This window comes from Peribacillus sp. NPDC097284 (assembly GCF_044761765.1).
Classification (GTDB): Bacteria; Bacillota; Bacilli; order Bacillales; family DSM-1321; genus Peribacillus.
The window spans coordinates 78129-91627 of record NZ_JBIWCZ010000008.1 but is presented as its reverse complement, the minus strand read 5'-3'; the positions used below and the strand labels follow the sequence as shown (position 1 = coordinate 91627).

At 42.9% G+C, this 13499-nt stretch carries 15 protein-coding genes; all 15 read left to right on the top strand.

The features are described from left to right. The first annotated feature begins 104 nt into the window (after positions 1-104). Entirely contained in the window at positions 105-305 is a 201-nt protein-coding gene (rpmE, locus tag ACIQXU_RS15025) for a 50S ribosomal protein L31 (RefSeq protein ID WP_034315847.1), read from the top strand. Positions 306-442: 137 nt separating this feature from the next. Beyond that, complete coding sequence (locus tag ACIQXU_RS15020; RefSeq protein ID WP_402870289.1) at positions 443-1048, top strand: thymidine kinase; 606 nt, start codon at positions 443-445, stop codon at positions 1046-1048. A 176-nt stretch (positions 1049-1224) separates the two neighbouring features. Beyond that, positions 1225-1677, top strand: a complete 453-nt coding sequence (locus ACIQXU_RS15015) for a hypothetical protein (RefSeq protein WP_402870292.1) — start codon at positions 1225-1227, stop codon at positions 1675-1677. A gap of 160 nt (positions 1678-1837) precedes the next feature. Next, positions 1838-2908: a peptide chain release factor 1 gene (gene prfA / locus ACIQXU_RS15010; RefSeq protein WP_402870294.1), complete on the top strand. Its 1071-nt coding sequence runs from the start codon at positions 1838-1840 to the stop codon at positions 2906-2908. Further along, positions 2901-3770, top strand: a complete 870-nt coding sequence (prmC, locus tag ACIQXU_RS15005) for a peptide chain release factor N(5)-glutamine methyltransferase (protein ID WP_402870297.1) — start codon at positions 2901-2903, stop codon at positions 3768-3770. Before prfA ends, prmC begins: the two co-directional genes overlap by 8 nt. 119 nt (positions 3771-3889) lie before the next feature. Beyond that, positions 3890-4669: a stage II sporulation protein R gene (gene spoIIR / locus ACIQXU_RS15000; protein ID WP_402990493.1), complete on the top strand. Its 780-nt coding sequence runs from the start codon at positions 3890-3892 to the stop codon at positions 4667-4669. A 292-nt stretch (positions 4670-4961) separates the two neighbouring features. After that, complete coding sequence (locus ACIQXU_RS14995; protein ID WP_402870304.1) at positions 4962-6005, top strand: L-threonylcarbamoyladenylate synthase; 1044 nt, start codon at positions 4962-4964, stop codon at positions 6003-6005. 87 nt (positions 6006-6092) lie between these two features. Then, complete coding sequence (locus ACIQXU_RS14990) at positions 6093-6659, top strand: manganese efflux pump MntP (RefSeq protein WP_402870307.1); 567 nt, start codon at positions 6093-6095, stop codon at positions 6657-6659. Between the two features lie 214 nt (positions 6660-6873). Continuing rightward, entirely contained in the window at positions 6874-7317 is a 444-nt protein-coding gene (locus ACIQXU_RS14985; protein WP_402870310.1) for a low molecular weight protein arginine phosphatase, read from the top strand. 19 nt (positions 7318-7336) lie between these two features. Then, positions 7337-8626, top strand: a complete 1290-nt coding sequence (locus tag ACIQXU_RS14980) for a methyl-accepting chemotaxis protein (protein WP_402870312.1) — start codon at positions 7337-7339, stop codon at positions 8624-8626. A gap of 127 nt (positions 8627-8753) precedes the next feature. Continuing rightward, entirely contained in the window at positions 8754-9200 is a 447-nt protein-coding gene (rpiB, locus tag ACIQXU_RS14975; protein ID WP_402870315.1) for a ribose 5-phosphate isomerase B, read from the top strand. A gap of 58 nt (positions 9201-9258) precedes the next feature. After that, positions 9259-9852, top strand: a complete 594-nt coding sequence (locus ACIQXU_RS14970; protein ID WP_402990490.1) for a TIGR01440 family protein — start codon at positions 9259-9261, stop codon at positions 9850-9852. 350 nt (positions 9853-10202) lie between these two features. Then, on the top strand, positions 10203-11444 hold the full coding sequence (locus ACIQXU_RS14965; RefSeq protein ID WP_402870321.1) for a serine hydroxymethyltransferase: 1242 nt from the start codon (positions 10203-10205) through the stop codon (positions 11442-11444). 257 nt (positions 11445-11701) lie between these two features. Next, on the top strand, positions 11702-12331 hold the full coding sequence (gene upp, locus ACIQXU_RS14960; protein WP_402870323.1) for a uracil phosphoribosyltransferase: 630 nt from the start codon (positions 11702-11704) through the stop codon (positions 12329-12331). 21 nt (positions 12332-12352) lie between these two features. After that, complete coding sequence (gene wecB / locus ACIQXU_RS14955; protein WP_402870325.1) at positions 12353-13492, top strand: non-hydrolyzing UDP-N-acetylglucosamine 2-epimerase; 1140 nt, start codon at positions 12353-12355, stop codon at positions 13490-13492. Positions 13493-13499 lie beyond the last annotated feature (7 nt).

Genomic DNA, 13499 nt, shown 5'->3' with positions numbered 1-13499 from the left:
TAATGAGGTCATGTGTTTTTACAATAAATGTGAGGATGCATTTTCCTCATCTTGAAGTATATAACTCTGTTTCGAATGATTCAGGGCAGAAGGAGCTGAAAAGAATGAAAACTGGAATTCATCCAAATTATAAACTATCAAAAGTAATTTGCTCTTGCGGGAATACTTTTGAAACTGGTTCAGTTAAAGAAGAAATCAAAGTTGAGACTTGTTCAGAATGCCATCCATTCTACACTGGTCGTCAAAAATTCGCTGAAGCTGGCGGACGTGTTGATCGCTTCAACAAAAAATACGGTATTAAATAAGCCGGACTTTCAAAAAACAGGCAAGTATTCTTCTTGCCTGTTTTTTTCTTTTCTGAAAATTAATGAGATTTTATATAAAACCGGGTCCAAAAAAATTATGGCCAAGGGATCGACAGGTGGAAGGAGTAGCTGTTTCCATGTATGTAATGAAACAAACAGGCTGGATCGAGGTTATTTGCGGAAGCATGTTTTCAGGTAAATCTGAGGAATTGATAAAACGGGTCAGCCGTGCTCAATTTGCAAAAGAGAGTATAGCGGTTTTTAAACCAGCTATAGATAACCGCTATGCGGAAGAGGCTGTCGTATCACACAACGGTTCCTCCGTGATGGCAAAGCCGATTGCCCATTCAACAGATATATTTAAGTATCTGGATCAGCCCTTGGATATTATTGCGATAGATGAAGTTCAATTCTTTGATCCTGAAATTATCGGGGTTGCCCAGCATCTTGCGGACAGCGGTTATCGAGTGATTATGGCTGGACTGGACCAAGATTTCAGAGGTGAACCATTCGGCCCCATGCCTACTTTATTATCACTTGCTGAATCCGTTACGAAGCTGCAAGCTGTATGTGAAGTATGTGGGTCACCTGCGAGTAGGACTCAGCGTTTGATTGATGGTTCGCCTGCTTCCTATGATGAACCCATCATTCTTGTTGGTGCATCGGAGTCATATGAGCCCCGTTGCCGTCATCATCACGAAGTTCCAGGTAAACAAGCGGTGGAAGTAAAAGAACAAATATGAATGTAAAACGATGTCCTAGGATTCCGATCCTAGGGCATTTTTTATTAGGTAAAGGGAACATATAGAAGAAAGGTCATCCCAATACATGGAAGAGAATTAAAGAAACTTTTACCTTCATTTTGGGAATGCTGAAGAGGAAGCACTCTAATAAGACATAACCTAATGGAGGTAAAAACATGAAAATCACTTTGCCTTTTTTGGCGGCTGTTTTTCTTAGTATATTGACAGCTTGCGGTCAAAATGACAATGCAATTGATAATGATTCAGAATACAGAGATCAAACTAGAAATGGTCAAGAATTTGTTGGTAATCATATGAAAAATGTCACTCCTGATTGGGACAATGAAACGGAACGCCCGTCTGATCAGCTGCTGAATACACCTCATCATACAAGTAATAATTCACCCTCAATGGGACAAGAAGTAGATAAAATCCGAGCGGTCATTAAATCGGAAACCGATTATGATACTGGGATGGTGTGGCATAATGGCAATACGATTCATGTGACCGTCCTTGCCAAAGGCAAAATAAAGACGGATCAGGAAAGAGAAAAGGAAAAGAGACGGATCGAGGATCTTATCTTACGGGCCGTTCCCCAATATAATATAGATGTGAAAGTAAAGAAATAACCACATATTTGAATCAGCTTTGACGTTGATTATTCACCTATACTATAATTAACCTTAGAAGTGAACTCGAATGGGGCACTGAATTAATTATATGTAGAAATAAAAAGATCCTTTCAACATCATGCCAAGTAGGTGTTGGATAACTTAAGAGGTGAATAACTTGTTTGATCGACTGCAAGCAGTAGAAGATAGATATGAGAGATTGAATGAACTATTGAGTGACCCTGAAATCATCAATGATACGAATAAGCTAAGGGAATATTCGAAGGAACAAGCTAGTATTCAGGAAACGGCTTCCACTTATAAGGAATACAAAGAGGTCCGGGATCAACACAAGGAAGCTAAAGCAATGCTTGAGGATAAATTGGATGCGGATATGCGCGATATGGTTAAGGAAGAAATCAGTGAACTCGAATCCACAATACAACGACTCGAGGAAAAGCTGAAGATCTTGCTGATTCCGAAAGATCCTAATGATGACAAAAACGTTATCATGGAGATACGTGGAGCGGCAGGCGGAGATGAAGCGGCGCTATTTGCAGGAAGTCTTTACCGCATGTACAGCCGTTTTGCTGAGGTGCAAGGTTGGAAGACTGAGGTCATTGAAGCGAGTCCTACCGGGCTTGGCGGTTATAAGGAAATCATTTTCATGATCAATGGGAATGGTGCTTATTCCAAGTTGAAGTTTGAAAATGGAGCCCATCGTGTTCAACGTGTCCCTGAAACGGAGTCGGGTGGACGAATTCATACATCAACGGCAACGGTCGCCGTTTTACCAGAAGCCGAAGAAGTGGAAATACAAATCCATGATAAGGATGTACGTGTAGATACTTTTGCATCCAGCGGACCTGGAGGGCAAAGTGTTAACACGACCATGTCGGCCGTACGTTTAACACATATACCAACGAATACGGTAGTGTCTTGTCAGGACGAAAAATCACAAATCAAAAATAAAGACAAAGCGATGAAAGTATTACGGGCTCGGGTATATGACAAAATCAATCGCGAAGTACAGGCAGAATATGACCAGAACCGGAAGCTTGCGGTTGGTACAGGGGACCGTTCAGAACGAATCCGCACGTATAATTTCCCGCAAAACCGTGTTACCGACCATCGGATTGGCTTAACGATTCAAAAGCTGGATCAAATCATGGAAGGAAAGCTGGATGATGTCGTGGATGCCTTGATCATGGAAGATCAATCATCAAGGCTGGAAAATGCAGATGAATAATCCGGTTGTGAAAGTATATGAAGCCCTGAAGTGGGCTTCTTCTTTTTTAATGGAGAATGGTCGCGATGCCAATGCGGGAGAGATTTTGCTGCAACATTATTTAAAACAGACGAGATCGCAACTTTTGGCCAATCTGCATACAGAACTCAGTCCAGAACAGCTTGAACAATTCAAGTCGGGAGTGGCGCAACACGTAAAAGGAGAACCGGTCCAGTATATAATCGGAAGCGAGGAGTTTTATGGCCGTACCTTCCTTGTGAATGAAGAAGTATTGATTCCCAGACCGGAAACGGAAGAATTGATATACTATACGCTTCGAAAACTTCCCGGCATTTTTAAAGGGGCCCAGAAGCTGAATATGGCAGATATCGGGACGGGTAGTGGAGCAATTGCCATAACGATGAAACTGGAGGAACCAAGACTGCACGTGACGGCTACGGATATTGCAGCACCTTCACTTGAGGTGGCGCGAAGGAATGCTGGATTACTGGATGCGGATGTGCAATTTATCCAAGGTGATTTACTTCAGCCCTTCATCCAGCAAAATAAGAAGGTGGACATCCTTTTATCGAATCCTCCATATATCCCGGATGAAGATGAAAAGACGATGTCTACGGTCGTAACGGATCATGAGCCCCATCGTGCTTTATTTGCAGGTGTCGATGGACTCGATTTTTACCGCCGGTTTATGGAACAATTGCCGCAAGTCATGCAAGTGCCTGGTTTCATCGGTTTTGAAGTGGGGGCAGGACAAGGGAAAGCTGTGGCTGGATTACTGAAAGAAACGTTTGTGCACGCGGATGTTTCCGTTGAACATGATATTAATGGGAAAGATCGGATGGTCTTTGCTATATTGAGTTGATTCGTCTCCGTTGGGGACGGATTTTTTCCTTTTGGAAAATCGTGAACCTTAAATCATATTTACTAGTTTAAGATAGCCGGGTATTGGCGAGACTAGTTTGTATGAGGGGGGCGAGAGTAATGAAAACTAAACATTTAGCCATTATTTATCTATTAATCTTAACAATAGGAACGATTATAAGTATATACATGCCGAAAGCGGAAGCGGTCGGAACCGAGGCGACCATGGTCATACCGGATGAGGCGATTCGACTTAGGATTTTGGCTAACAGCGATAAGGAAGCGGACCAATCCGTTAAACGCCTGATCCGTGACGAAGTGAATGCCGATATTACCGAGTGGGTAAAAGATCTTACCTCATTAGATGAAGCGAGAAAAGTAATTCAATCCCATTTGGGTGATATTGAGGCCACGGCCATGGAAGTGGTAAAGGAGAATGGTTTGGAGCAGTCCGTTTCCGTGGATTTTGGACAAGCGGAGTTTCCCACAAAGCTTTATGGCCAGTATTTATACCCTGCAGGTGAGTACGAAGCGGTGATCATTACGCTTGGTGAAGGGGAAGGGGCTAACTGGTGGTGTGTGTTGTTTCCTCCATTATGCTTCCTTGATTTTTCAAACGGTACGGCAGTAAGCCAAAGTCCTATTGTAGAGGATGAAGAAAAGGAAACGGTGACGGTGGAAAAGGCAAAAGTGTCCGCGGCTGTAAAGGACACGAAAGCAAAAGCGAAGGATAAGATAGTAGAAGGGGTGAAGGAGGAGGCTAGAGAAGAGGATGAAGAAGTAGAGAATGCCGAATATACGGCCTCTGCCGATAAGGGACAACAAGTGTACGACGGAGAAGATGAATTCGAAGTTGAAGTGAAGTCACTTTTTGCGGAAATTTTCCATGAGATTTTTTGAAATGGGGGCAACTGTCCCCAATTTTCAGGTTTAGAAAGGGAAAACTGTACATATCCACAGGCATATTAACAAAATATCGAAAAAGTCAGTCTTTAATGGCCAATATCCACAATATTATCCACAGTTTACTTGTAGTTACCCACAATTTGTGGATAACACTTGAATATTGTGTATACTTCTTTTATACTTTCAAAGTATCTTTTAAGCAAAAACCATCTAAAACGGCTGAAAAACCGTTCATATATAAGCAATTATCAAAAATAAGATAAGTAAAAAAGTGAAGGTGTTAATAATGGAAACGAAAGTCTGGTTAGTGGATAAAGATGTGGATAATTTACAAAGTTATCCCCAGATCATACAATCGGCCGAATTATTAGAGGCCAATCAGGTGGTAGCCTTTCCTACTGAAACCGTTTACGGCTTGGGAGCTAATGCAAAAAGTGATGAAGCGGTAAAAAAAGTGTTCGAAGCAAAGGGGCGACCAAGTGACAATCCATTAATTGTCCACATCGCTTCTGAGAAGCAATTAAACGAGATAGTTGAAGAGGTCCCAGAACAAGCAAGGAAACTGATGGATGAGTTTTGGCCGGGGCCATTGACTCTCATTATGAAACGAAAACCTGGAAAGTTGTCGGACATAGTGACAGCTGGCTTGGAGTCCGTTGCAATCAGGATGCCGAATCATCCGATTGCCTTGGCCCTTATTAAGGCGAGTGGCTTGCCGATAGCGGCACCGAGTGCAAATACTTCGGGGAAACCGAGCCCGACTACCGCTAAGCATGTCGAAGATGATTTGGTAGGTCGAATTGCAGGTATCGTCGATGGCGGGGCAACAGGGGTAGGCGTTGAGTCCACAGTGCTTGATTGTACCGTAGAAACCCCGGTTATATTAAGACCCGGTGGGATTACACTCGAACAAATCGAAGCGGTCATCGGTACGGTAAGGCATGATGTCGCTTTGAAAAGTAAAGATGCGGCCCCAAAAGCACCGGGAATGAAATATACACATTATGCACCGAAAGCGCCACTTTTTTTAGTGAAGGGCAATCAAGCTTTTCTTCAAAGACTTGTGGATGAAAAAAGAAAAGATGGGTTGAAAGTTGGCGTCATATGTTCTACTGAGCATCAACCTGAATATAAAGCGGATTATGTCATAGCGCCTGGATCATTGGCAGACTTGCATACGGTTGCAGCCGGGTTGTACGATACGTTAAGACAATTTGATGCCCTTGATACGGATATCATCTTTAGCGAAATGTTTCCGGAGTCCGGAATTGGCGTTGCCATCATGAACAGGCTCGTTAAAGCTGCCGGTCACCAAACTATCGAGGGATAGATAATCACAGCTAAAACACAGGATTTTTCCTTCTATTTCTTTTCGGACATGCATAACATGTAGTAGGCACGTCCGAGGGGGGTTGGAATGAATACGGTTTCTGGGGAAATCATCACCTTATTGATCATGGCTTTTGCGTTAGGCATGGACGCCTTTTCTGTGGGATTGGGAATGGGCATGTTCAAGCTAAGGCTCAGGCAGATTTTCTTCATCGGGCTGACAGTCGGTTTTTTTCATGTATGGATGCCGTTGCTTGGAATGGGGGCGGGGCGTTTTATCTCTGATAAATTCGGAACTTTTGCAACATATGCGGGCGGCCTCTTGTTGATTTTTCTTGGCATCCAGATGTTCCTACCCGGGAAGGTGAATGAATCAGGGAGCAGAGATCAAAAACTACTTGCCCCGGTGGGAAAAGGGTTGCTCATATTTGCGCTTGGGGTGAGCCTGGATAGTTTTTCAGTGGGTTTGACTCTCGGAATCTATGGGGCGAAAACGCTCGTGACCATTTTATGCTTTGGCCTTGCCGCCACTCTTTTAACGTGGGCGGGACTTCTGCTTGGGAGAAAGATGCAGGGACTCTTGGGAGTATACAGTGAGATCCTTGGTGGAAGTATTCTATGTGCATTCGGCTTAAAGCTATTATTCTCTTTTTAGACATATTCATATCCTATCTTTTCATCATCAAACTGTTCCGAATGCCGGAGCGGTTTTTATTTTTATTAGGACTAGGTAAAAAGGTTTATGAAATCGCCTTATTTTATTCAAATTATCGATGTTTTTTATGTTATTTTAATTAAGAGTAGGCTTTTAGATGGACTATTCAAATCGGATCTATGCCTTATAATGAATAAAAAAGGAGGCGTTACATATGATCCGAGTATTGTTTGTATGCACCGGTAACACGTGCAGGAGCCCCATGGCTGAAGCAATTTTAAAAAGTAAGAACATATCGGGCATCGAAGTGAGGTCCGCAGGCGTATATGCTACACCTGGTCAGGACGCATCAGAATATGCCAAAAGAGTATTGGACGAAAATGATATGTGGAATCACCATCGCTCCACACTATTATCCCAGCAGGATTTAGACTGGGCCACACATATTTTTACGATGACGGAAGGACATAAATCGGTCATTCTGAATACATTCCCAACCATAGATCACAAAACTTTCACTTTAAAAGAATTCATTCAGGACGATAAATATGATAAAGACATACTAGATCCGTTTGGCGGTTCGGAAAACCTGTATCGGGAAACGTTCAAGGAGCTTCATGGTTTAATTGTAGAATTGGTTAAAAGGCTCAAAGAGTAAGTCTACAGGGGGAAAGAGAATGGCAGAAAGAGCACATTATAAGTTTGGTTTACGAAAGAAATTGGTTGTCTTCATTACAGTCCTTGCTTTAATCACGTATTCAACCTCGGCATTTTTCATTTTCGTTGTACACCCAATGTTTTTTGAAAATATCAGTTCGATAAGTTTTAGCATTGCTACGTTGTTACTAGGCATAATGTGGTCGGGCCTTCTCGCCTTTTTTGCAGCCGGTGTCATTACTAAACCACTACAAAGGTTAGAAAAAGTTGCTCTAAGTGCAGCACAAGGAAGCATTAACGAAGAAGTGGTCCTATCGAAGGCGGATGATGAGATACGTTCACTCGGCATGGCTTTTAACTTGATGCTGTTTAACCTCCGGGAAATGGTACAGAGCATTGAAGAGAACTTTCAAGAGACCAATAATAAAGTCATTCATATCTCCCAAGAGTCTTCGAGAGCTTCGGACCAGGCTGAGAACATAGCAAGGACCATTGAGGAAATATCCAAAGGTGCCGACAACTCGGCAGTCTCCATCATGAATACGGCTGAATCCATCGATGATGTCATCATGATTGCGCAGCAGGTTCAAAGCAAGGCGAAGGCATCAGTTGGACTGTCAAGTGAAATGGCGGAAGAACTGTTTCAGAGTAAGGAAGTCGTCAATTCCTTGGTTTCCGGTATTAAACAATTGGCTCAAGAAAACCAAGAGTCACTCAAAACGGTGAAGCGCTTGGAGGAAAATGCGAAAAAGGTAGAACAAATCATTGAACTCGTCGGTGATATCGCAGCTCAGACCAATCTTTTGGCCTTGAATGCCTCGATTGAAGCAGCCCGAGCCGGAGAACACGGTAAAGGATTTGCCGTTGTAGCAGAGGAAGTCCGTCTCTTGGCGGATGAGAGCGCGAAAGCTGTTCAGGGCATTTCAAGTCTTATCCAAAACATTCAAGTTGAAGTTCAGGCGGTCGTCAAACAAATCAGTGAGCAGGTGGTATCGGCGAATAAAGAAGCGCAAAAAGGAACCGATACAGACATAGCGATCGAAGGCATGACAAAAACGGTACATAACGTTGTCGTAGCGGTCAAGGATATTACCGAGCTTGTTGATCGTCAGATGGAAAGTGTGGAGGAAACATCCAGGCAGTCACAGGAAGTCGCTGCCATTGCTGAAGAGACATCCGCTGGTGCAGAAGAAGTCACGGCTGCAACCCATGAACAGGCTTCCGTTATGGAAAATGTAGATAAGTTGGCCATGGAACTTAAGGATCAAGCCGACAAACTTAAGCAGACCATCACCCGTTTTCATACGTAAACCGCTTCCTTGCAGGAAATCAGTCGCTGATTTCCTGCTTTTGTATAGAGGGGACCTGCTTCCCTTTATCTTTTCATAACTTTGTGACACAATAAAAATAAATGAGAACATCTAGGAGGACTTTATTATGAAAGTTGCAATTGCTTCAGACCATGGAGGAATTCAAATCCGTGAAGAAATAAAGAACTTGATGAATGAGTTGAATATTCCATATGAGGATTTCGGCTGTGAATGCAGTACATCCGTGGATTATCCCGACTTTGCCCTGCCGGTTGCTGAAAAAGTGGCGAAAGGCGAATTTGATCGAGGCATCCTAATCTGTGGTACAGGCATCGGAATGAGCATTGCTGCCAATAAAGTCAAAGGGATACGTTGTGCGCTGGTTCATGATGTGTATAGTGCAAAATTGACCCGTCAGCATAATGACAGCAATGTGTTAGCGATGGGGGAACGTGTCATTGGGCCTGGTCTTGCAAGGGAGATAGCCCAAACATGGTTGACTTATGAATTTGAGGGCGGTCGTCACCAAAATCGGATTGGCAAGATTGCAGAGTATGAGGACAAAAGTAACTAAGTCATTCATCATCCGTAATGCTAATGCGAGGTATCCACAATGAAAGGATGCGTTTTTCATGACAAGTGATGCTTTATTATCAGAAGAGCTTGAGATATGGAAAAACCAGTTTCAAAAACTGTTACAGGAGTTCCAGGAAACCGCCGCTTTAGGGAAGCGCCAGCTACTTGTAATTGGTTGCTCTACAAGTGAAGTGGCCGGGAAACGGATTGGTACCGAAGGATCGGTTGATGTGGCGGGCATGCTTTTTTCTGTAGTGAAGGAATTTCAAGAAGAAACCGGAGTGCAGGTTGCCTATCAGTGTTGTGAACACTTGAATAGGGCGCTCGTCCTCCCAAGGGAGTCGGCGGATTCACGAGGCTATGAAGAAGTTGCGGTTGTACCCGTGCGCACAGCTGGAGGGTCAATGGCCACCCACGCTTATCAGCAATGGGATGATGCTGTAGTTGTCGAGCACATCAAGGCGGATGCAGGGATTGATATTGGCGATACGTTTATCGGCATGCATTTGAAACATGTAGCTGTTCCAGTTAGAACATCCATTAAGGAAATAGGCCATGCCCATGTGACAATGGCTAGAACCCGTCCTAAACTAATTGGTGGGGAACGGGCCGTTTATCAAGCTGCTTCTATAAATAAGAGTTGTACATGATAATTAAAAAGGCAAACAGCATTCCTTTAATGAGGGGATGCTGTTTTCAAATAACAGAGGAACAATCTTAAATAATCGCAAATTGATTGTATGGAAAATGTTTTTTTTGCTGATTAAATCTAAGTACACTAAGGGTTTTTTCGGGAAAACTCTATAAAATACGAACAATATTTTAATATTATAGAAGGAATATTCGATAAAAATAAACTACCACTTCTAAAATAGACATGTTAAAATAGAGTAGAATTTTCAAACAATTATAGCTGAGGCTTTTTCATGTCCTTTTGAGGGCATGTTGTACATAATGGAAAAAGCGAATAATCCCGCACAATTTGAGGAGGAGTTACGGAATGAATCGTTTGGCAAAACAAGATGAACAAGTATTTAACGCAATCCAACTGGAATTAGGGCGACAAAGAAGCAAGATTGAGCTTATTGCATCTGAGAACTTCGTTAGTGAAGCTGTCATGGAGGCTCAAGGATCTGTTCTAACGAATAAATATGCTGAAGGGTATCCTGGGAAACGTTACTATGGTGGATGTGAATATGTCGACATCGTAGAAGACTTGGCACGCGATCGCGCAAAGGAAATATTTGGTGGCGAGTATGTAAATGTACAACCTCACTCTGGTGCCCAAGCGAATATGGCCGTTTACTTTACTGTTCTTCAAACAGGTGACACAGTGCTTGGGATGAACCTTTCCCATGGTGGCCACTTAACGCACGGCAGTCCTGTTAACTTCAGTGGAGTGAACTATAACTTCGTTGAATATGGTGTGGACGAAAAAGATCACCGTATCGATTATAATGATGTATTGGAAAAAGCCCGTCAGCATAAACCGAAATTGATCGTAGCGGGTGCTAGCGCATATCCACGTGAAATTGACTTTAAACGCTTCCGTGAAATTGCCGATGAAGTTGGAGCATATTTAATGGTGGACATGGCACATATCGCCGGTTTAGTGGCTGCAGGTTTGCATCCAAGCCCAGTTCCATATGCTGATTTCGTAACGACAACAACCCATAAAACACTTCGCGGACCACGTGGCGGAATGATTATTTGTAAAGAAGAGTTCGGCAAGAAAATCGATAAATCTATCTTCCCTGGTATTCAAGGCGGCCCGTTAATGCATGTTATTGCGGCTAAGGCAGTGGCATTCGGTGAAGCGCTTCAAGATGATTTTAAAGGATATGCTCAACAAATCATCGATAATGCTAAACGCTTGGGTGAAGGTCTTAAGAAAGAAGGATTCACACTTGTATCTGACGGTACGGATAATCATTTAATCTTACTTGATGTTCGTTCAACAGGACTTACAGGAAAGATTGCAGAAAAAGCATTGGATGAAATCGGAATCACCGTCAATAAAAACGCAATTCCTTATGATCCGGAAAAACCATTCGTTACAAGTGGTATCCGTATCGGAACGGCGGCCGTGACTTCTCGTGGCTTCGGGTTAGAAGACATGGATGAAATTGCGTCACTCATTGGTCTTGTTTTGAAAAATAATGAAGATGAAGCGAAACTTGAAGAAGCGAAACAACGCGTTGAAGCTTTGACAAGTAAATTTGATTTGTATCCTTCATTCTAATATGTAGAGCCGCTTCCTTTCTGGGGAAGTGGTTTTTTTACGTAGTGCACGTGATGGAAAAAAGATATATAAGTCATCGTGTTCCGAAAAATCTAAATACTAAAAATAGGTCTGACATCTAAAGGCTTATTGAAGATTGAATCTTTTTTCTGTAAAATGAGTAGAAGTGAAATTTAAAGGGCATAAAAAGACTTTAGATGACTATGGCAAGTATGAAATATAAACAAAATCAGGCACTGGAATGGGAGAGATGAAAAATGGGAAAAGTTTTTGTTTTTGACCACCCGTTAATTCAACACAAATTAGCTTATATACGCGATATAAATACAGGAACAAAGGAATTCCGTGAACTAGTGGATGAAGTGGCATCATTGATGGCATTTGAAATCACTAGAGACATGCAACTTGAAGAAGTTGAAATCCAAACACCTGTAAGCAAGGCGAAGGTGAAAATGCTTGCCGGTAAGAAAGTGGGCATCGTTCCGATCCTACGTGCGGGAATAGGGATGGTTGACGGAATCATTAAGTTGATCCCAGCTGCAAAAGTAGGACATGTGGGTCTATACCGTGACCCTGAAACATTAAAACCTGTTGAATACTATGTGAAAATGCCAAGCGATTTGGCTGAAAGAGAATGTATTGTTGTTGACCCAATGTTAGCTACGGGCGGTTCTGCTATTGAAGCGATCAATTCGATTAAGAACCGTGGGGCAATCAATATCAAGTTCATGTGTCTCATTGCAGCTCCAGAGGGAGTGGAAGCATTAAAAGAAGCACATCCGGATGTTGATATTTACATTGCAGGACTTGATGAGAAGTTGGATGAACACGGATATATCGTTCCAGGTCTAGGTGACGCAGGAGATCGTTTATTCGGCACAAAATAGAAAGAAACTGAGGTGTCACGAATGAAACAACCGATCAAGGTCATGACGATTTTCGGAACGAGGCCGGAAGCTGTCAAAATGGCTCCCTTAGTACTCGAATTTCAAAAGCACCCAGAATTTTTCGAACCTATAGTTGCTGTAACGGCACAGCATCGACAAATGCTAGATCAAGTTTTGGACTTGTTTTCCATCGTTCCCGATTATGACTTGAATATAATGAAGGAAAGGCAAACGTTAGCGGATATTACAACCAGGGCTTTAAGTGGGCTTGATTCCGTAATGAAAGAAGCCAAACCCGATATTGTTCTGGTACACGGTGATACCACCACAACTTTTGTTGCGAGCTTAGCCGCCTTTTATAATCAAATCGTCATTGGACATGTGGAAGCGGGGTTGCGTACGTGGAATAAATATTCCCCTTACCCTGAAGAGATGAACCGCCAATTAACGGGCACGATGGCTGACCTTCATTTCGCACCGACTGCCAAAGCGGAAGAGAACTTGTTGAATGAAAACAAGAGAGGCAATATCTTCGTGACCGGTAATACGGCAACGGATGCTTTGAAAACGACGGTTCGCTCCACGTATTCCCATCCGGTTTTAACTGGGTTGGGCAAAGACAGGCTCGTTTTACTGACGGCCCATCGTAGGGAAAATCTAGGAGAGCCGATGCGCAATATCTTCAGGGCCGTTAAAAGAATCGTGGCGGACCATGAAGATGTTCAAGTGGTTTATCCAGTACACTTGAATCCTGCTGTACAAGAACTTGCCAATGAGATTCTCGGCGATCATCCCCGTGTCCATTTAATTGAACCGCTGGATGTTTTGGATTTTCATAACTTTGCTTCCAGAGCGTATTTGATTCTGACGGATTCCGGGGGGATTCAAGAAGAGGCCCCTTCACTAGGGGTCCCTGTCCTTGTATTGCGGGATACGACTGAACGTCCTGAAGGAATCAACGCGGGTACCTTGAAGCTGGCAGGAACGGACGAGCGGACAATTGTACAAATGGCGCATGAATTGCTGAACGATCCCGAAGAGCACGAAAGAATGTCAAAGGCCTCAAATCCATATGGTGACGGCAACGCATCAGCCCGGATTGCTGAAGCGGTCCGATACTATTTCAAGCAAATAAGTGAACCACCAACAAGATTTGAATAATAAAAAA